Source organism: Paenibacillus dendritiformis (genome assembly GCF_945605565.1).
GTDB classification, from domain to species: Bacteria; Bacillota; Bacilli; order Paenibacillales; family Paenibacillaceae; genus Paenibacillus_B; species Paenibacillus_B dendritiformis_A.
In genome coordinates, this window is record NZ_OX216966.1 from 3,681,583 (window position 1) to 3,702,770 (window position 21,188).

Annotated in this window: 17 protein-coding genes; 14 read left to right on the plus strand and 3 right to left on the minus strand. The window is 41.4% G+C overall.

Going from position 1 to position 21,188, the window contains the following annotated elements; translation table 11 throughout:
* The first annotated feature begins 9 nt into the window (after positions 1 to 9).
* Together NNL35_RS16285 and NNL35_RS16290 are read left to right on the plus strand one after the other, a co-directional pair.
* Positions 10 to 669: a GntR family transcriptional regulator gene (locus NNL35_RS16285; protein ID WP_006674527.1), complete on the plus strand. Its 660-nt coding sequence runs from the start codon at positions 10 to 12 to the stop codon at positions 667 to 669.
* Positions 656 to 1,648: a DMT family transporter gene (locus tag NNL35_RS16290; protein ID WP_006674526.1), complete on the plus strand. Its 993-nt coding sequence runs from the start codon at positions 656 to 658 to the stop codon at positions 1,646 to 1,648. Before NNL35_RS16285 ends, NNL35_RS16290 begins: the two co-directional genes overlap by 14 nt.
* A gap of 118 nt (positions 1,649 to 1,766) precedes the next feature.
* On the opposite strand, the gene NNL35_RS16295 is transcribed toward NNL35_RS16290, so the two are convergent.
* Positions 1,767 to 2,342: a DUF421 domain-containing protein gene (locus NNL35_RS16295; protein ID WP_006674525.1), complete on the minus strand. Its 576-nt coding sequence runs from the start codon at positions 2,340 to 2,342 to the stop codon at positions 1,767 to 1,769.
* Between the two features lie 248 nt (positions 2,343 to 2,590).
* On the opposite strand from NNL35_RS16295, the gene NNL35_RS16300 reads away from it, so the two are divergent.
* Positions 2,591 to 5,587, plus strand: coding sequence for a P-loop NTPase fold protein (locus tag NNL35_RS16300; RefSeq protein WP_254553598.1), 2,997 nt, complete (start codon positions 2,591 to 2,593; stop codon positions 5,585 to 5,587).
* 130 nt (positions 5,588 to 5,717) lie between these two features.
* Positions 5,718 to 6,878: a DUF6348 family protein gene (locus tag NNL35_RS16305; RefSeq protein WP_006674523.1), complete on the plus strand. Its 1,161-nt coding sequence runs from the start codon at positions 5,718 to 5,720 to the stop codon at positions 6,876 to 6,878.
* A 137-nt stretch (positions 6,879 to 7,015) separates the two neighbouring features.
* On the opposite strand, the gene NNL35_RS16310 is transcribed toward NNL35_RS16305, so the two are convergent.
* Positions 7,016 to 7,792 carry a Cof-type HAD-IIB family hydrolase gene (locus tag NNL35_RS16310; protein ID WP_006674522.1) on the minus strand — a complete coding sequence of 259 codons (777 nt, stop codon included), beginning with the start codon at positions 7,790 to 7,792 and terminating at the stop codon, positions 7,016 to 7,018.
* Between the two features lie 186 nt (positions 7,793 to 7,978).
* Between NNL35_RS16310 and NNL35_RS16315 the strand changes: the two genes are divergently transcribed.
* On the plus strand, positions 7,979 to 8,086 hold the full coding sequence (locus tag NNL35_RS16315) for a YjcZ family sporulation protein (protein ID WP_238535238.1): 108 nt from the start codon (positions 7,979 to 7,981) through the stop codon (positions 8,084 to 8,086).
* Between the two features lie 69 nt (positions 8,087 to 8,155).
* Here the strand turns inward: NNL35_RS16315 and NNL35_RS16320 are convergent, their stop codons facing one another.
* Positions 8,156 to 9,028, minus strand: a complete 873-nt coding sequence (locus NNL35_RS16320; RefSeq protein WP_006674521.1) for a ComEC/Rec2 family competence protein — start codon at positions 9,026 to 9,028, stop codon at positions 8,156 to 8,158.
* A gap of 272 nt (positions 9,029 to 9,300) precedes the next feature.
* On the opposite strand from NNL35_RS16320, the gene NNL35_RS16325 reads away from it, so the two are divergent.
* The 9 genes from NNL35_RS16325 (at position 9,301) to NNL35_RS16365 (ending at position 21,187) form a co-directional block, all read left to right on the plus strand.
* Entirely contained in the window at positions 9,301 to 9,807 is a 507-nt protein-coding gene (locus NNL35_RS16325; RefSeq protein WP_006674520.1) for a hypothetical protein, read from the plus strand.
* A gap of 794 nt (positions 9,808 to 10,601) precedes the next feature.
* Positions 10,602 to 12,059 carry a BglG family transcription antiterminator gene (locus NNL35_RS16330; RefSeq protein ID WP_158000413.1) on the plus strand — a complete coding sequence of 486 codons (1,458 nt, stop codon included), beginning with the start codon at positions 10,602 to 10,604 and terminating at the stop codon, positions 12,057 to 12,059.
* Between the two features lie 152 nt (positions 12,060 to 12,211).
* Positions 12,212 to 12,565 carry a hypothetical protein gene (locus tag NNL35_RS16335; protein ID WP_006674518.1) on the plus strand — a complete coding sequence of 118 codons (354 nt, stop codon included), beginning with the start codon at positions 12,212 to 12,214 and terminating at the stop codon, positions 12,563 to 12,565.
* Between the two features lie 219 nt (positions 12,566 to 12,784).
* On the plus strand, positions 12,785 to 13,282 hold the full coding sequence (locus tag NNL35_RS16340) for an MCP four helix bundle domain-containing protein (protein WP_006674517.1): 498 nt from the start codon (positions 12,785 to 12,787) through the stop codon (positions 13,280 to 13,282).
* Between the two features lie 12 nt (positions 13,283 to 13,294).
* Entirely contained in the window at positions 13,295 to 14,503 is a 1,209-nt protein-coding gene (locus tag NNL35_RS16345) for a methyl-accepting chemotaxis protein (protein WP_254553599.1), read from the plus strand.
* Positions 14,504 to 14,765: 262 nt separating this feature from the next.
* Positions 14,766 to 16,559: a metallophosphoesterase gene (locus tag NNL35_RS16350; protein ID WP_254553600.1), complete on the plus strand. Its 1,794-nt coding sequence runs from the start codon at positions 14,766 to 14,768 to the stop codon at positions 16,557 to 16,559.
* Between the two features lie 260 nt (positions 16,560 to 16,819).
* Entirely contained in the window at positions 16,820 to 17,305 is a 486-nt protein-coding gene (locus NNL35_RS16355) for a hypothetical protein (RefSeq protein ID WP_254553601.1), read from the plus strand.
* A gap of 22 nt (positions 17,306 to 17,327) precedes the next feature.
* Complete coding sequence (locus NNL35_RS16360) at positions 17,328 to 19,595, plus strand: TULIP family P47-like protein (RefSeq protein WP_006679593.1); 2,268 nt, start codon at positions 17,328 to 17,330, stop codon at positions 19,593 to 19,595.
* Positions 19,596 to 19,711: 116 nt separating this feature from the next.
* The gene (locus tag NNL35_RS16365) at positions 19,712 to 21,187 is read left to right on the plus strand and encodes a TULIP family P47-like protein (RefSeq protein ID WP_158000479.1); all 1,476 of its coding nucleotides are present in this window, start codon (positions 19,712 to 19,714) and stop codon (positions 21,185 to 21,187) included.
* Position 21,188: the final 1 nt, after the last annotated feature.

The window sequence follows — 21,188 nt, forward strand, 5'->3', positions numbered from 1 at the left end:
ATTGGATTTATGGAAAAGAATATCATCAAACCAATTAAGCGCATGTCGTTACGAGATGAAGTCTATCTCACGTTAAAGAAGGCCATCATTAATCTGGAATTACAGCCTGAGCAGCGGTTGCATGATAAGGAGTTAGCTGAAAAATTCGGAATTAGCCGCACTCCGGTCCGGGAGGCCTTGAAGCGCCTTGAGGATGAAGGGCTTGTTGAGTCGATTCCGGGTTCGGTTACTCGCGTTGCTCCTTTGCATCTGGAGGAGGCGAAGCATGCATTTCCAGTGGTAGCCGTCTTGCATTCTTTGGCTGCTCGTCTAGCGGTTCCGCTATTGCAAGAGTCCGATATGGAAAAATTGGAATTCAGCAATAAGGCTTTGCTGGCGGCTATGGAGAAAAAAGAGATTATAAAAGCCATTGAAGCTGATGAGTTGTTTCATCATGTTTTTTTGGACGTGGCAGGCAATCCTGAAATCATGCGCGCGCTGGAACGAAGCATGTCCAAAATTCAGCGTCTAGAAATTTCCCAATTTGCCTCTGTAAAGGGTCTCAAGTCAGTAGAACAGCATCGGCAAATTATAGAGGCTTGTAAACATAAAGACGGAGAAACGGCAGCTCGTCTTGTGGAACAGAACTGGTTCAGTCTTGGAGAGTTGCTCACTTATGAAGCAGATTGAAGCAGGTAAACTGCGTCCGATTTTGTTGGGTGTTTGTGCGGCTTTCTTTTTTGCGTTTACGTTTATATTGAATCGATCCATGGAACTATCAGGCGGAAGCTGGGTATGGAGCGCTTCGCTGCGGTTTATCTTTATGGTTCCGTTCCTGCTGCTCCTGGTGATGAGCAGGAAGCAACTGCGGCCGCTGTGGCAGGTGATGCGAGAAAATCCCGGGGCATGGTTTTTGTGGAGCTTTGTCGGGTTTGGCCTGTTCTATGCGCCCTTATGCTTTGCGGCCGCGCATGCGCCGGGATGGATGATTGCCGGGACTTGGCAAATGACGATCATATCAGGCTCTTTACTGGCTCCGCTGTTCACAGAGACCATTCAAACACCGGATGGACTCATAAAGACAAGAAGCAAAATCCCGATCAAAGGCTTGGTTATGTCGGTTCTCATTCTTCTTGGCATAATTCTTATGCAAGTGGAGCAAGCTCAATATCTTGCGGCACAACATATTTTGTTGGGGGTTATCCCCGTCATTGTCGCTTCGTTTGCCTACCCGCTCGGCAACCGCAAAATGATGGAGATATGCGGAGAGCGTGTAGATGCTTATCAGCGGGTACTCGGAATGACCTTGGCCAGCCTGCCATTCTGGTTTTTACTGTCCTTGTATGGTTTTGTTGTGGAGGGAGCGCCAAGCAAAGAACAAACGATACAATCAGTACTCGTCGCTGTTTTCTCAGGGGTCATCGCGACGGTATTATTTTTCCAAGCTACTGATATGGTCAGAGGGGATATGCCAAAGCTGGCCGCTGTGGAAGCGACTCAATCGATGGAAGTGCTGTTTGCCGTTATCGGAGAAATCGTGTTATTGGCGGCTCCGCTTCCTTCTGTGTTATCTTGGTGCGGCATGTTCATCATCATGCTGGGAATGATACTGCATAGTTATGTGTCTCATAAGGATGGAAAGATACGCAATCAAGATGTAAGTGACTAAATAAAAAACCAATATACACGTCAAGGACTATCAGTTGCGGTTGAGACACCAGGAGAACCTTTGGAGCGATGGCTTTGGTGGTTCTTCTGGTGTATAAGAGCTTGATACTCATCGCATTTTACTGAAGCTTGGGGTCGATTGGATTCGGATGACGGTTTTGGCTTACTTCCTGGAAAAGGGGGCCTTGTCCCGTTTCCGTTCCTGATTTCTTGTCAAGAAGGCGCTCTAAGTCTCCAACGGTTACCGGTTTGGCGTGCCTCATTAATTCGTACCCGATTTGGCCATTGGGCTCTAATGTCGCAATTTTAACGTCGCTGATATTAGCGATTCCCTGCTGCCTAAGTCGTATTTCCAGTTGATCAACGGTCATTCGGATAGCATGCAGGTTATTTTGATTGATTTGCCCATTTTCAATCACGACGACAGATTTCCCGCTCATAAGCTTTTCGAACCAATCAAATTTTAATTGTAAAATTTCAATGAGTAAGAGCGTTACGATGAACATTGCAGCTGAACCAATCGCTTTCCAGAGTTGGTTGTTGGCAATCGGTTGAACGATAGTCGTCCCAATCGAAATCATGATAACAGTCGTGGCTACGCTCATTTGCGAGATCGATTTTCTGCCTGCAATCCGAAGAAGCACCATGCCCGCAAAAACCAAAAAGGCGGACTTCCAAATCCAAGCCAGATCCACAAGCACAACCTCCTCTAAGGTTATATTGATTCTCTTATGCTGCGAAATTCATCGTTTATTTATTCACATAATCTAAGCACCTAAGCAGCGCTTCACATGATATATAGAGGTTCCCGCTGCTCATATCTCCTATTCGGCTTGCAGACATCTGGAAAAAAACTCAGTTATCTCTTTATTATGACATAAAGTTCCTAAATCGATATTAGACATAATACGAGAGGATAAACGAGCGTTGATGGAATAAAGGGATGGCGGAGGAACTGAAGATGCTGGACACAAACGATAAGGGTGAATTTAGGAAAATAAATCATTACCTGCTATGTAAATTGTTTTTATTTGGCGTTCTATTGGCGGAAATTGTACTTGGGTGTATAGGAATTGTTTTCAGTTTTTATAGCAGCTCCATTCATCATCATAAGGAAACCTGGTTCTGGATGATAGGCGCGCTGTATCTTCTCATCATGGGGTCCTGCCTGGTTAAACGGAAAAGAGAGCTCTGGAAACACGCCAGGTTCATCATAAGGAGCAGGAGATATGATCTCCTCATCGTTTTTGCTGCCGGCATACTCTCGATGTTCTTCATTGGAGGTATCGGAATAGGTGATCTCCGTAATTGGATTGCGGTGCAGGCTTGGTCCACAATGGCCGTGCTGCTCTCCCTTCCCCTTGCTTTCTTTGCGGCGATAACGGTGAGAGAGCGGCAGATGAAACGGATGACAAAGATTTATAGAGATTCGAGCTTCATCAGTGATAAAGAAGGCCGAAGCAGACATGATGATGCGTTTGAATTTTCAGACATGGCCGTGAGATTTGCCGAGAGGGTATATAACCAAGGTTCGCCGGAAAGCTTGGTATTCGGAATTGATGCGCCATGGGGAACCGGGAAATCGACCTTTGTCAATCTGTGCAAAGAGCATTGGGATCATCACTACCATGATAAAATTATCGTGTACATGTTCGATCCGCTTCGATTTGAGAGCAGTGATAACCTGATGGAGAAATTTGCGGAGGGCCTCATGAAGGTGATAAAAGAAAATTTTTTCGCCCCGGAACTGGAAGCTCTTATGGCACGGTATGTCAAGCTGCTACATGATTCGAAGTTAACGTTGTCCATTCTGGGATTTCGCTTTGGGTTGCCTTTCGACAAGTCTTCCATTGAGACGACATTTGACAGGCTAGGAATGGTCCTGAGAACGATCGATAAGAAAATCGTGATTGTTGTGGATGATTTAGACCGCTTAACCTTTTCCAATATCAAAGAGATCCTGTTCGTTATTAAAAAATCCTTTATCCTTCCGAATTTATCTTATGTGCTCTGTTATGACACCGAGAATCTTGCTGCACTCGAGCATCAAAAATTAGATACGGAAAAAATTAATGAGTTTTTAGAAAAATTTATCAATATAAAAACGAGCTTGTTCATTGATCATAAATTATTGTTGAAATATTTTACGGAAAACACAGATAAATCATTAGCCAGGAACCTGCTAAGCAACCCTGAATTGGTAGCCAAGGCGGTCGAGGGGCTCAAGGATATATTTCATTCGAAAGAATATGATTTGTACATTCCTTTTATAGGTGATGCAAGAAAACTGAAAAGACTCATTAATACGATGCTCTTGCTCGAGGTTGAACAGTTGGATTTTTCGAATTCGGATTTTGACAAGCATGATCTGATACATCTGCTGATTATCTACATCAATTACCCTAATATTTTCAGGAAAATATACAATACGGAGGCACAGGGAAAGCGAGGATTTTTTTCACTCATTCGAATCTATGATGATGACTATCCAACAGACGATGACTCGCAAAGCGAAGAAGATATCTATAAAAATTCCACGAAGTATACGGCATACTTGGAAGGACTGACTGAAAATCAAAGGGTTGTGTTAAATAAAGTGTTTGACGCCAAGCAAAGACTGGGATCGGGGAAGAATATTTCTCAGGAGCAATTCACTTCCTATGCTTGTTTTAATGGATCGAAGTGGAGCCCCGGCGGCAGAAATTTGGAACAGTACCTCAATCTTATCATTAAAGTATCCCGTCCAGCCCACACACAGCAGTATAAATTTTATGTCAATTTGAAAAATGAATTGTTACATAGAACAAGCATTACTCAGGTGTTGCAGCGTGAAGAGTTTTCCTTCTCAAGCGGAGAGGCCAATCATGAAAAAATTTGGCGAATTCTAATTAATTCACCGCACAGTGAATATACACCAGCAAAAGCAAATGAAATTATTTCTTATGCGCTGGATTCATTACCGCAATATTCAAGTCTTGACCTCCAAAACATGAATGTTGGTTTTCGAAGCTTTACGCTTATTTTTTTCATTGCGAAATTGTTGGATAAAATTGGATGGGTGGACGAAGAAGGGCAGCATTGGAATAACAGCGACAACCATGTCATTCAAATTGCAGAATGGATTTTTGGAGAAAAGCAGCATAGACAGAATGGAATATTGGATACCCTGGCCAAGCGGGAGAGAGGGCTTCTTGGGCTGCGCGATTTATTGATCTTCCGCTTATGCTGCTGCGCAGATAGAGGCGGGGATATGTTTAATTTGTCAAGGGCATTGTCTATACATGGCGGACCCAATAATCCTACGGAAGGCAGTGTCAATGACATCGTTATCGGAGAAATGCGTGAACTCTCTCAATATATATTCCAGGTATTCAAAAACAGATATATAGACAAGCACATCAATATTTTCGATGAAGTGATGGGGCTGGCTGCCGAAGAGATTTGTGGCCGCTCTTACGATTATATTCAATCGCAGATCACGAATAAGGATTTCAACAACAAACTTCAAAGATGGAAATCAAAATTGCTGAACTTTATTATCTATCAATTAGGGAGCACGATCTATAGCAGCGGCATACCTTGTGGTTATTACAATATGCAAGGCGATAAAGACGGGCAAGGCATCAATAAGTCTATCAATAACTATCTTTTTAACATTTGTTTTAATCCGAAGTTAAATGAAAAAGGCTTTGATTATTTTTTGTATTATCTTTTTATCAATTTTGAAACGACATTCGGCCATACCAAGCATCGTGTGCCTCGCCTGGAAGGTTTTTTGAAAGTCCTTGATAAAGAGCGCATAAAAAATTATTGGAAAGAGTATGGGGACAGGATAAAAGGAAGGCAATGGAACGGGGAAGATAAGTTAATCAGCAGCGAAGACGAGGCTTCCTATACCCGCCATTTAGAAGAGACGTATAAAGTATTGGATGAATTATGACAGCAGGATGAAACCTAATTCCTCGGCTTCCGTATTCCAAGATATGTATTGAAAACGCACTGAAATGACGATAAGTTAGAAGTAATGTCCCTGTAGTTGCAACTGTTGAAGTCGAGAGAGGAGCTGCAAGATGAGCACAGAAAGAGAAGAATGGGTAGATTGGGACAATGAAAACATCGAGGATCCCGCACATTTCCTGCTGCATCGCGGGATGAGGGGACTGTTCGAGGCGGAGGAGATCATAGAGGGGGATCGTATCGTTATTCCGGCATGGCAGGTTACGATCCGTCCTCATGTGGCCAGATGGTCGGAGCAGTCCGTTATGCTTCAGTTTCACTTGAGTTCCCCGAGATGGGATCGCGATATCTTCGAAACGTCGGCAGGCATGGGCAGCAGCTTAAAAGATGCTCTCGGCATGGCGATCGGAAGCTTTGCCCTGTCGTTAATGGAGGGTATCGCTTCCATGGAGCAGGATAGGGAGCCTGACCGCCTCCGCTCGGAATACGGTGACACGGAACATCACTGGAAGGTGTATAAGAGCAATATCGTGGGTCTCGGCGAGTCTTCCGACGACATGCGTGCAACCCCGTATTGGGAAGCGCTCAAGGATGAGATTGCGAAGCGGGTTGGCAATCAGAAGCTCTGTTACATCAAAATCTATGGCGCGAAGCATGGGGACGATATTACCGGCGAATGCCGCATTAATAATATTCCAAGCCCTGAACTTGGCCAGATCGTAGCTGACATCGTAAGCCAATGGCAAGTCGAAGGCATTGCTTCCCGGAAGCAATTTATTTTGCTTCGGCAGTCCGAGGAGACGTACACGCCGTATCCTTATCAGGCCGAGGAGATTGCGGCCGCTACACATACCGCCGTTCAGATGTTCATGGAATGTGATACGCAGGAGAAGTATGAGGAATTTCCGGAGCGGTTAGCGGAGCGCTTGCAGGATGCCAGCTTGGCGGAGGAACTGTATTCGTTTTTACCGGAAATTTGTGCGGAGCATGCCTTCGATTCGCTGACCTATAATGAGGAGTGCTTGCTATTTAGGGGCGAGGAATCTTTTCCGGTTTATCGGACTCAGTTTGCCAGCTATTATCTAATCTATGACGCTTTGTTTGAGGGCTTTCGCGCGGATCAATTTGATGATGAGGTGTATAGGCAGTACATCGGCACCAGTTCGATATACAGTGTGATTTGCAAAGCAAAAGAGGAGGGCGCGGATCTGCTGGAGTATGGCGGCGTGCTGACGCTTTCCTTCGGGATGTCCGACCGCTATCAGTTTAGATGAACAAGGGATGCGCGCGCATCCATGATAAGCCCAAAGCTCCTGTCGTACATACTGGCAGGAGCTTTATCTGTGAAGATAGGTGATACGCACAAAAGGGGTCAGCCGGACCATAGCCCGCTAACCCCCGATGCGATAATTTATGCAATTAACCCGGCATGCCGCAGTCCCTGGCGGATGCCGCCTTCATCTACCGAAGAGGTAACATAATCAGCAAAAGGCAGCAGTTCCGGATGAGAGTTGCCCATCGCTATCCCGAGACCTGCTTGCTGGAGCATCTCCATGTCATTGAGTCCATCGCCGAATGCGACGGTATTCTCCGGTGCCAGGTTCAATCGTTCCAGCATGGCTTTGATTCCGACGGCCTTGGAGCCGCCCTTGATCAAGACGTCGATCGCTTTGGAATGCCAACGGATCATCCGAAGATCATCGAACATGTTGTCATATAAATGCTCGTCCTGCGCTTCGCAATGCAGAAACACTTGATAGATATCGGCTTTGCTCCAGAAGTCAGGATCATATCCGGGCCGATCGATACGGAGGGAATCGATAGATTCGACGACGAAGGGATGGGCTTCGGCATTCGCGAAAAATTGCTCGCTGCCTTCAAACACAAGGGGATGACGGTTGCGGCCCGCATATTCCACAAGCTTCTCTACACTCTCGCGTGGGAGAGGGCGTTGATAGAGGGGTTCTCCTTTGTACACGACGTAGGCCCCATTTAAGCTAACAAAAGACTCAATCTGAAGCTGCTCGGCAAGCGGCTTGAAGAAGTAGGGGGCACGCCCCGTGGCGATGACGGGTTCAACCCCGTTTTCTTTTAACTCTGCAATTGCCTCGATCGTGTCTTGCGGCACTCGTTTCTCATCATTGACCAATGTGCCATCGATGTCAAAAAATACAATGCTGTAACTCATGTCAGGTCTCTGCTCCAATCTCTGTCTTATCAATGCTGTTCTGCTACCAGTGTAGCATTGATTCGGGTCTAGAATAAATAGCTTGCCGGAAATAGCCTAATTATTTTCTGTATGGGATATAGCCAAGTCATAACGAACGCAACTTCAATACTATGAGTATGAACCTAGGGAAAGGGGGTTACTCGGATGGGTGATGTTGGATCTTGCGGACTCGGCGGTCTCTGGACTTCGACGGGTGTGATCTTGGTTCTTTTCATTTTGCTTGTTATCGTTTCTCGGGCCTTTATTTACTAGTTACATGGCTGTATCCTGCGTCTGCGCTCAAGGATCACTTTCATCGCATGCCCTGCTGAAGAAGCAGGGCTATTTCATTGTCTCCCACCTTATTTCCGCACCGTCGCTGATTGCCGTTATTGTACCTTGCTTGTCTGTCCGGAATATTGTAACGCCGGTCTTCTTGAGCCTGTTCAAAATCGCTTGCTTCGGATGACCGTACTTATTGTCTGCTCCCGCGCTGATTACCGCGTAAGCTGGATGTACGGCGTTCAGGAACTCCTGTGACGTTGACGTGTCCGAACCGTGATGCCCCGCCTTCAACACGTCGGCATGCAGCAGCTCTGTCTGCTTCAGCATATCCGTTTCGCTTCGCTTCTCGGCATCCCCGGTAAACAAAAATGACGTATCTTTATACGTTACCTTCAGGACTGCACTCCATGCGTTCAGATCCTTGCCATATTCGCTAACCGGTGCGACAAACTCGGCAGTAACGCCGTCAAGCGGGATAGACAATCCAGCCTTAGCTGATTTGATTTTCAGCCCCCGATTTTTGACGGCCAGAAGGAAATCTTTATACGTTTGGGTTGTATGAGAGACCCGCGGCGCATATACGCTTATGGTCGGAATCGCATCGATCACTGTATCCAGTCCGCCTATATGGTCAGCGTCCGGATGTGTCGCAATCACGGCATCCAACTGCTTGACGCCGAGGCTTTCAAGATTTTCGACGACATTCTGTCCTTTAGGATTGTCTCCGCCGTCTATAAGGATATGCTGCCCTTTTGGAGTCTTAATCAGTGTAGAATCTCCCTGACCGACATCCAGATAATACACCTTCAGCGTGCCGGCTGCTGCCTGGTGCGGCGGCGCGGTGTGGCTGGCAGTTGGTAGGCTTGTTGGAGAGCAGGCCGTCAGCAGCAGCACCCACACAAGTCCAAGTATGTATAAATGCTTTTTCATGTTCATACCTCCACCCAGCAATTGTACAAAGAATGAGCCGGGATGTAAATAAAGACGAATAGCCTGGGGATTAGACCCGAGGCTCTTTTCTGTACACACCCGCTCATGGCAACATCTACCTATATAGAGGGGCATTAGTCTTATACGAATGAGGTGATGACGATAGGATTGGATATGCCCCCTTCCTGGCAATAGGATTTTTTGGTTCTTTAATTTATATTTTCTGGTAAAATATATGTAATGCACACTTGCCATTAAACAGGAGGGATAGAATGGAAAAAAAACATCGTCCCGTTCTTTCTGGGATTGTACTTGTCATTGCCCTTATTAATCTAGGGATATATGGTTATCCCTACTTTTATGATTATGTTCTGAATGCGAAATCCTTTGCATTCCACGAAGTACTTCAAGAATATTTGAAAGAAAAAGAAATCAAATCGATTTCAATAAGTAAAACCGAAGACGCTAAGACAGAAGAATCGGGATTTGTTTTTTTGAAAGACGAACAGGAAATAAAATTATTCATAAAATCTCTTTCTGAAATACAAGTAAGGGGCATTTATTCTTCTACATATCGGAATCCAATGTACCTGATTTTTATTAAAAGCGAAGTAAATGGAGTAACCAAGATCATATTATCTCTCAAAATTTCAGAAAATGGAACGATTGCAATGAGTAAATCTTATGAACCCGAGAAATTTTACACCATTTCAGATGAATCCGTAATCGATAAATTAAAGTTTCTTGAGCAAGCCATCAACAAAAAGGAACCCCAGTGATGTAGCCTTGTCCAATAACAAATCGAGTAGTTCCATCAACATTACGATACTCTAAAAACGGAAGTTTCGCTTTAACTGCGTCATATTCTCGATTGTCATCCAAAAAGTCTCGAAGTGAACTCAGATAGTCGATTCCATTTTGAAGATGTACCTTAAGCCGATCGTTTTCATTCGGCAGCAACGATGTGAATAAACCGACAAGACCAGTTGCCAATCCCCATACGGAATGCTTGGAGAAAGCAGTGATTATCCCTACTACTGTGGCAGCATTACCCAGATACCCTGCCCATTCTGAAACACTAAGATTTTGTTTTACATTATCAAGGATAACCTGCTGTGCTTCCCGGAGAGTCTTAATTTCCCGCAGACGAGATCAGGCGAACTTGATTGTCGTTAGAAATGAAAGCTATCAGTTGTACTATAGTCATTGGTGTGCCAATACGCTGCCGAGAGATTTATGCAAAAAAGTTGAGGTAAACCCGCGGGCTCTGATTGTTTCACCGCAAGAGGTAGCATTGGCGACACGCGAGGAGAAATGAAAGTTTGCCCATGTTGGCGAACCAAATTTGGTCTTAGGTCGTAGTTATAACCAACCAAGAACATGCTCATTTTTTGATAAAAAATAAGCACACACAGTGCTTTATACATATTATGAAAATATGCTCATATACTAAAGTACAAATTTTAGTTCTATTTATCTATGAACAGCTCTATTGGAATCCTCCATAATGAAAGATGGTTTACGCTCCTTAAAAGAAGGTAGTGAGCACGGAACACATCAGAGGTGAATGGAAGTGAAAACTACAGAGCGGCTTGTTGCTGTATACCAATATTTAGTGGAGCATGACGGTTGGATTACAACCCAACAATTAGCTGCGATGCTGAGTTGTTCTGTTAGTACGATAAGAAATGATCTGGAAATACTAAAGTCTTTTTTACCGGATACTTGGTTTATTGAAAGCCGGAGGGGCAAGGGGGTTCATATCAATCGTCCCTCTAACCAACCAATTGTACCATTTAAACAGTTACTAAATGAAACAGATAGAGTTCAACATCTAATAGCATATCTCATTCATAATGAGTCAGGGTGTACATTGACAGAACTCAGCCAAAAATTATTTTATAGTGTGAGTACAATCAGTAAAATTATAAAGATATTAAAACATGAGTTGAAAAAATACCATCTAAAATTAGGAACAAAACCTGTGAAAATTCATGGAAATGAGTTTCATTTACGACAATTCTATTTTGACTATTACCTGAATAAAAACAGTACGGCTTGGATACAACCGGATGCTTTAAACTCGATATGTACTTTTATGGGGTCAATTGAACAAAAAGGGAGATTTAAGTTTTCTGACACTTCCTATATCCAACTTCCGATTGTATGGTCTGTCTGGAAAAGTCGCCTTTTGAAAAAGCAGTACATTACAAAATTTGTTTATCCAACAGTCTTTTGTGAATCCAGTGATTCATTTCACTGGATTATTCCAATGATTGAAGAACATCTAAAAAAACTGCATATAAGGGCAGGCTCTCATGAATTGCAATATGGAGCGGCTCTGATCCTTGGGGTACCGCGAATTGAGGGAAAAATGGCAGGGAGCACGAAGACTCTTAATGAAATGGCAGAGCAGTGTCATATGGATCCTGTTAGTAAATTGATTCAATCCATAGAAGAAAAAGCACGGTTGCCCTTTTCCGACGACCCCATTTTGTTTCAACAATTATATGACTATTATAAATACGCAAGTATAAGATGGATTACCGGAATTCACAGTAATGCGAATCAATATACGATAAAGATTAAAGAGAGTGAATTCAGTATTTTTAAGTCAGTCCATGAGGCCATGCACCACTATTTTAATTATGTAGAATCCATGAGGGAAGATGATGTTGCCGACATTACGATGTTCTTTGTGGCCAGCAAGCTAGGCTATCATATGAAGCAGAAAGAAAAAACAATATTACTGTATGTAAGTGAAATCGGTGTTATGAGATATGTGAAGTTGAAGCTGCTTGAAAATATTTGCGGACGAATCAAAATGGTTACTACAAATCATGCCCATGAGATGCAATATCTAGCCTCAACGAAAAATATAGATATCATAGTGACGACCAATCAGCAAAGTTATACTCTGCTGCCCAATAACATTCCTATCATCCATATAGACCCAATACCGTCCAGCTATGATATTAATATTATTCAAGATGCATTAAAACGGGTGTCTGATCATGGTAACTGCGGGTAAAACGATTCCGTTTGTTCTGAACTCTCCGCACGTATCCCCTTCCGTCATTTCATCTATATTATCTCCCTTTATCTAGTTACACATTTTCTGATCATTAATCTTACTTTTGTTACCGTTAGCATACTTTAGAAATGAGGAAGGAACAACGTAGTATGAATACTAGTGTGAATAATAAGTCTATTTTATTTCAAGTGATCGGTGAGCTTACTAGAGACGAGCTTCAGTTTCAAATTTGCGAATGGAAGTTATTGATTGAGACGAAAAGATACCTTGAAGTTAAAGCAACGAATGGAATGGTAAAAAGAATCTACAAGGAAAAAATAAATGTCGTTATCGGGGACACAAAATACTATGCCGATGGACATCTGTCGTGTTCGGCCTTTTGCAGGGAGGAAGATATTTCAACAATAAAAAAAGCTATCGTAAAACAACTCAAGCATCAAATAGCTGCATTCATGACTGACCTTACAATAAACCAAAGTGCTTTCTCGAAAAATGATTACTAATGAACTGTAAATTAAAAAGTAATTTTGTATATTTATTCTCTACTTCAATGCTAAAAAAAAGAATGTACGTAAAATCAAATAAATTAAAATAATGATCTATGTAACTAGTCACTTAAGTTGAATTAATGAGAGAGGGATGAAGGGGGATAGCTATAAAAAGTTTTTTCAACGTCTTGCTTTCACTTGAAGCAAGTTATTTCAATAAAGAGGTGGAACTGAATGATTACGAAATTGAGAAATATATCGGCGGGAAAAAAGTTGTCACTATTGGTAGCCACATTAATTCTATTTGTCGCCATTTCCAACATTATCAGTATTAGTGTCTTGAATTCGATAACGAAAAACACGGAACAAATCATTAATGAGCGCTTAGTGCCTTCCATTATAATGGGTAGCTATTCTTTTTTAAATCAGTTTATACATACCCAAATTTTACAAGACATACTCGAGGGTGATTATCAAAAAAGAATAGACATAGAAAAAAATGTGATGGATGCGGTTGAAAAAAACAGAAAAAATCTTGCCGCTTATCAAGAAACGAACTTAACTCCTGAGGAGGAAGTCCTCATTAACTCAATGCTCAGTATATATCCTAAATACTTGGAGGCCGTAACCCACGCCTTAGGACTGTCAAGAGCGAATAAGAGCCAAGAAGCTTATGATTATATCCAGACAACAGGACTCGCTATTTTAAATGAAATGGATGATCATGTTTAATCTGTAAATAACTTGAATATCAAATTAGCCGAGCAATTACGTGATGTGAGCTCGAAACAAGCAGTCACCACTAGAAGTTTGCTTCTAGGGGTAACCGTCTTGCTCATGATAATTGGAGCCGGCATGGGCATCGCATTTACCAGAATCATTGTCAAGCCGCTCAAAAAAGTCAGTGAAGTCATGAAAAAGGCCGAAGAAGGGGATTTGACCCAGAAGATTGATTATCCTTTTTCAGATGAAATCGGCCAAACCTCAGATGCAATTGATTCTATGCTCAATAGGGTGAACGGGTTTACGAAACAAATTGCACAAACATCGCAACAAATAGGGTCATTTACCGAGCAGCTTAACGAAAGCGTATCTCAGACGAGTTCAGCAAGTGAACACATTGCACAAAATGTACAGGAAATAGCGGAGGGTGCGGATCACCAGGTGCTGCTGGTGGATCAGGCTGTAGAGAGTTTAAATCAGATGGTACAAGATACGAATGTGTTAATTACGACTCAAGTTGCCTCCGTTAACGAAGCCGTAACGAACGCTTCCCATAAATCAACGGAGGGGAATAAAGCGATTGAGTTCGCAGAAACCCAGATGCAATCGATTCATCGAGTCATCTCGAACCTCGAAGAGACCATTCAAGGCTTAAATAGACGCTCCGGCGAGATTGCGCAAATCATGGACTTGATGAAAGACATTGGAGAACAAACAAATCTGCTTGCATTAAACGCTACCATTGAGGCCGCGCGAGCAGGGGACAGAGGACGCAGCTATATGGTTGTAGCTAACGAAGTACGCAAGCTTGCTGAACAGTCTTCTCATTCAGCGGATAAAATCGGCAACTTAATTCACGCGATACAGGATGAAGCATCCGAGGCGGTGCAGTCCATGCAAAGGACAAAAAATGAGGTGATAGCCGGGGGGAACGCCGTTGGCGATGCAGGACAGCTTTTCGAGGGAATCAAGGAATCGGTAGATGAAGTAGCCATCCATATTGGAAAGGTGATCTCTTCCGTAAATCAAATGACAATTGACGCCGAAGCAATACAAAATACGGTTCAATCTGTTAATCATTCAGCTATACTTTCCTCTTCCCGTTCGCAAAATATTTCTGCGGCGACAGAAGAGCAACTCGCTTCGATGGAAGTAATCTCTGCATCCACCGGAGAACTGACTCAAATGGCTGCTGATCTTCGCTCTCAACTTTCCTACTTTAAAGTATAAGAGGAAATCCGAGCTTTTTTACCTCGATAAAACGGGCTGTTTCAGGTTTAAACCTGAACGTCCCGTTTTTCTTTTTTTGGCAGAACGGGCCCGACAAGATCGAGAGCGTTCACATTAAGGCATATATTTTTTCATTAATAGGTGAAAATATGTGTGCTTTTTTTTAGAAAGTTACAGATATACTTTGCTTGTTATCGTGATTTGCATAAGGTGAGGGTTATTTCCGTGTATAATTTTGACTCGTAAAAAGGAGAGGGTACTCATGAAAAAATTAATTGATGAAAAAGCAGCTAATGTTCTTCCAGACGGTACGTACAAAATACAAATCGATGGCAGCAAAGAAAGTAAAGTTTTACAACATGAAGGTACCTCAGCGGTAATTGCAGAATGGGCTGGAGAGCAGTCTCAAAAATGGGACATTAGGTATCAGTCCCCTAATTGGCAAGGGATTGGCGGATATGTTATCCAACCAGCAAATACGGATAGATATCTTGCATGGGATAGAAATAAGGGAAGTTCTGTCATTGTATCTACAATTCCTGCAGCAGATATACAGTATACACGTTTTTGGAGAGTTGAGAAAACTCAAAACAACACATATATATTTAAGAATAACCATGCTCCGAACCCTAATCTAACGATAAGCGCAAAAACACTTCAGGTACTAAGCGGACATAATTACGAGTTTACTTTGAGTACAGACTTGAATAAACCTATTCCTAAAGGAAGAGCGTTAGTCATTACTTCAGATCCGCAATATCCTTGGACCAAAAATACAGATAATAACGTGCCAGAAAGTGATAGTGAGAAAGAAAGAGAGTCTGAAAGGTTAATACGAGAGCAATATCAAAGTATTAATAGCTATAATAATACGAAACAACAATCTTCGGTTATTATCAATGGAGATATAACCGCATTCGGGCATTCTTGGCAGCGGACCAAAATGCTTCATACACTTCTTCCTATCCTCAATAGAAATTACTACTTTGGGCTAGGCAACCACGATATTGAAAATAATCAAGGTGACTGTGCTGATGATGCATGTTTTGGCGGATCGATGTTGATGCTAAAGAGTCACATTGAGAAACTTGGTTTGCCGACATTCCAATATGATATCAAAAAAGCCTCTACAAGTTGGAGTGAACCTTGGAAGGGGAGTTTTGCTTATGCAATTGATTTCGGTACAATCTATTCACTACAATTAAACAATTATCCAACCATGAACGCATATGGAGGAAGCTACTCGAATTATTATGAGATCCATCAAAACTTAGATTGGATTGAAGCAAATCTGAAACATGCTTCGAAACTTGGTAAACCAATTATTGTAAATGTACACAAAGCGGACGGCTGGACGGGGGGACCAAGCCAGAGATTTATTGACCTATTGGAAGAGTATGATGTGAAAGCTGTATTTGCTGGACATTATCACAAAAGCTTAGGAACTTATTCAGCAAGCAGATTTTTTGGTAAGGTACCTGTGTTTTTATCGGGTAGTGCATCGCAATCTACTTATTTGATCGTAGAATATGATATGGATACGATGAATGTGTACAAAGTAACAAATAATAATTGGGAAGAAAAAAAACTAGTGAAAAGTATTAAATTGAATAATGGCAATTCCAATAATTACAAAATTGCGAGCGCTTTAAATGACTCCAGTGTCGTTGATATGTCTTTACAAAAAAATGGGGATGTTCATTTATGGCAATACGGCGGTGCTTTAAACCAAAAATGGAAACTTATCAATGATGAAACGAAAAAGGCGTATCAATTTAAAAATATGTACGATGAGAGCCTAGTATTAGCCTGGAATGACTACATGGGCTCAAGGAATGTATTTGCTACGCCTAATCAAGGGAAAGATGAGCATTATTGGCTCCTTGAGGATACAGGAGACGGTTATCATATTTTAAAGAATAAAAAGTATCCTTATTTCGTTTTGGATGTAGATAAGGCTGACACTGACAATGGCACAAATATTAAAGTAAATGAGCAGCATGATTTTAGCAGCCCGTATATTAAAGCACAAAAATTTAAATTGATACAAGTTTGAAAGCCCTTTCGAATGGTTCTTTTGCATACAGTTCTCAGGCTGTCGAGAAAATCTCGACAGCTATTTTTGTATCAGAAAGAATGGGCAAGACCGTCTGCGGACACTGGCGATATGATTCGTGGGAAGCCGGAAGGTTATTACGATTTAAGTTTCTATACATTTTTTTCATTGATAGATGAAAATATGTATCCTTTTTAAGGAAATTCAAAAGCTATACTTTAATCGTAGCTGAAAGGGGGATTGATTTTATAGGGAAAAGATTGGGAAAAGATTTTATCTGTCAAGCCTTTTCAAAATCTTGCTCGGTATTGAAGGATGTGATGAAAGTGAATATTTTTCCTTATCATTATGATGATGCGCAGACCTCATTCCATGGCACATTTTCGATCAAGAAAATAAACAAAGAATACCATTACAATTATGCTTACTTTCAACTTCATTTTTTAGAAGGCCAATTCCTTTTGCAAGATGCGCATCAAAATAAGATGTATGAAGAAAATGTCACAGGAGTCAAGGCTGTCGTAGCTCTTAAAAAAGAGTACTTGCAAGAAATACCGCCGACTCAACAAAAAAACCTGATTTTTAGAAACGTACGTGGATTAGAGAAAAACAACTATGACTTGATGGTAGTAAGCACCGATTTAGAAAATAAATTAGCGAATAAGTTGGTTTTAAAAGGAATGCTGCATCAGAAAATAAAGGAGCTTTTTATAGGGAATGAAAAGTACCTGTTGACAATTACATGAGGAATATAGAGGAGGAATCAATATGAGTGCCGGAAAACTGGATACCCTTACAATCTATGATTGGAATCAAACAGTTAATGATGTGAAAAATCAAGGAAGCATCCTTGCAAGGAACTTTCCAAGCTTCTTCTCTCAAGAAATTAATGAGCAGACCATGAAGGCAAAAGTCACAGGAATATGGCTGAAATGGGAATTAACGAATGAAGGCACGGGACAATATCCTATTTATAAATGTTATATAGAAGATGGAACATTGGAAGTGGATGTAGAAAATAAAACAAATAAGTATGACTTAAAAAACAGCTGGATTAAAATTTGCGCGAAAATCGAAATCGATAAAAGCAGTTCCACTGAGATGTATAAGTTTTCAGAAAAAGAAGATGCCTTATACTCTATCCATCATTCTTTCCCATTTGATAAAGAGAATCGAGTTGCATCTAATCTGTTAGAACATTTGTTCGTCTCATGGTTTAAAGAACATAGAAATCTATTAAATAATCATGTCAACAATTACAGGATCCATGTTCGTACATCAAATGACTTGACCCTGGCTGGATGGGATACCGGTTATGTAACGTCGTTCTCAAATGTAAATAAAACCATTCTAGAGAAAGAACTGTATCCTAAGGATTTCAAATATGAGTTTGAGGATCTTGACTTTGGATTTTTGTTCAATATGAAAGGAACATTTGATTCTTGGGAAATCACCACAGGAGCAGACGGGCAAAATGTAAATTTTATTTGTAAAATTGGTCAAAATAGCTCGCTTACCAATGAAACCGGTAATAAAACCTACGACTTTTCTTCTGATGCGTTCTTGAAAGTTCAAGTGAGATTAGAATATTTCAATTCAACAGAAAAAACGATTGAAGATCCTACCGGTTTGAATGATGGGAACCAAGTCGAATTGAGAGTGAAAACAGACCGGGACCAAAATCAGAATCCCCCAGTGGTTCTTGTGGATTCGTACTATTCCGAAGACCTGGCAAGTCCGTTGTTGAACAGTATCGCAACGAGTATGTTCAAGGAATGGTTAAATGAAAATATCGATAAATTCGAAAATATTTTTTCCTACTTTCTTTTACAAGAAACCGCAAAAAACGAAGATTTCCAATGGTTGAAGCCGACGACCGCTTATTACGGAGTAGCAAGCGTCGAGGATGAAAATAAGAAGCCGGATTTGGACAAGAGTGTCTTTTCCGTTATGTCGATGGTCGAGAATCATGTAAATAAATTTCCACAGCACACAGTAGATGCCCGATTATTACACGCAGTGAACAATGAGTCAGCCTTTGGAATTGATATGCCATTATTTGTGGAGAAATGGGTGGAAAATGCGTTAGTTGCTATGCAGATTGGTACACCAGAACAATTTGAAAAAACAGATAATGGATTGGTTATCTCGAATAAAGAGAGAATTAAGTTTGCCACAATAGAAAATGACTCGGGGAATGACGTGCCTGGTTATGTTGATGAAGGTAAATTCAGACTGGGCATAATCAATAATCAGCTTGTGCTAGAGATGGAAGACCTGTACTGGGAACAGGCAAGAGGAATTATGGGCCATGTTAATTATAAGCAAAGCTTTGACATTACCCTAAAAAGCGGCGTTGATGAATTAGGTAAAGAATATAGCAACGTCTTGATTCCAATTGAAAATACGGATCCGACCATGTTAATGACCTTTACGATTGAAGATTGGAAGAAGAATGAGAATTTGATTATTGAAATCGTTACAGGGGTCGCTATCGGAATTTTGGTAGGTTTCATTCCTGTCGGTAAGATATTCACAAAATTAAAAGATGTTGTAAGAAAAGCTTTCCGGCAATCCGGTAACCGGATGTCAGCCGAACTAGGATCAAGTGTCGCGATCGCCATGAGAGAAATAGCTCAGGAATCCGGAGAAACAGGGGCAGCATTCTTCAGAAGAATGAGTCAGGAAGCAGCTGATGAAGTTACCTTATTCACTAGACCGGGAATCACTACTCAGCAAATCATAAATGAAGTAGCAAATAAGCCGGAGAGCTTTTTCTCAAAGATATGGAAAAATAAATATAAGGTTATAGGAGGAGTAGTCGGGGGAGCAGTAGGGGGAATGGTGCCAACGGCCATTATTGGAGCCATTCAAAATGCACAACAAGAACATTATTCATTACTCCCAACAATCCATGAATTTGTCGCGAATTGCGTAGGAACCGTAAACTGGCCCGATAACAGTGAATTTGAGATTGAAACCGCTCAGCTTCAAGGCATTTATTTAATGGGTGGAAAACTAAATAAGGAAAAGTAAAGATTTGATCAAAAGCAATCCTTCTATAGTAAAAAATTACACGTACATGCGGGGAGCGCCGGACAAGACGTTCCCCACTATTAAAATTTTAATAAAGTAATGAGGTGACGATGCACGTGACGATTACCCATTCAACCAGCACTTTTAATTGGGATACCGTATTTGCCATTCCTATTGCAGAGGTTAACCGCATTATAAGGGAGCAAAAAAGCAGTCCGCAACATTTTGAGCTGAATGATTCAACTCATAATTTCAAAGGGGATTTTGGAGAATGGCAAATTATTACCGGCGGTGATGGAAATAGCATTCGAATGAATATACCTGTTCGGAATTTTCAGACGTTTCTGAACGAGGATCTATTTATAGGTGAATTTGGATTTCAATCTGCGGATTTGAATGTCCAGGTTAAGCTTAATTATCTGCCACATGAAACTATATCGAATAAGGCAACGAATGAACAGTTATATGACTTGAAAATTAAATCAACAAGCGCTGATCCAATTTATGATCCTGTAGTGATAGCCATTTCGATCAAAAATGTTGAAGGTCTATTTTTCCCGTGGAGCTTGAAAAGCAGTTTGTTTATTGATCTCCAGACGATCTTGAAAGAATTATTTATGCAGCAAATCATTACATGGTTGACATTGAACCTGGAAGCGTTCAACCACACTTTTAGTGTCGTTAACTTGAATCTGTACATTAGCGATGAGGAACCATGGACTTGGTGCAAACCTTCTTATGTCGATTATGCATACACAGATATTGAAGAAAACCTGGACAAAAGCTTGTTGGGAGTATTGTGTATGACCGGAGGCAGAAAAGGGGGAATCCAGCAGCAACAAAAGTTGGATGCCTATGTCATTCCCGAATCATCGAATGCCGGGTTTCTAATTGCAGAAGAACGATTTTTACTAGATGTGTTATTACCCACTTTACCAATGAAGTTCGAGTATTCCACGATCAACGACTATGAGGTAATCAATGCAAGCGGGGAAGCAGGCCAATACCAATATATATTGAGATTGAAAAAAGACAAAAAAATTAAGTTGGATAGGGTAGAAGTGAATGGATCAAGATACGATCCGTATATGACGGAAATGAGTCTAAGCTTAGTGAATGACACATTAAAGCTTGAAGCGGCCACAGAAACTTCTATAGGAGTAGGCGGCGTGGTAGGTTGCAGAACGATCAATTGGTATAAGTTAAAACTGGCGGAAAACGGAAATGGCGAACAAACGATAGCATATGAAGAAGCTCTACAGCCTACGGTAACACATTATGTCATCAAAGAAGGTTCAAATTGGGTATGGGAAGTTATAGCCGTCATTATAGGACTTTTAGCTGAGGCTATCTTAGCCATATTTACAGCAGGGGCATCCTTATTGATAGGATCCATTGTCATCTTAATATTGACGGGTGTTTTAGCTAAAACCCCTGATATTATTCAAAACTGGAATATTAATACTTCACCGAGCATCGAACCTTTTTTAGAAAATACGACTTCCGAGATTATTTGGAATGCCAGTGAAACTTTTAAATTAGATTATGCCGGGTTAGCAGGACCGCTCCAATTAGGCGGGAAGTTTGCATGAA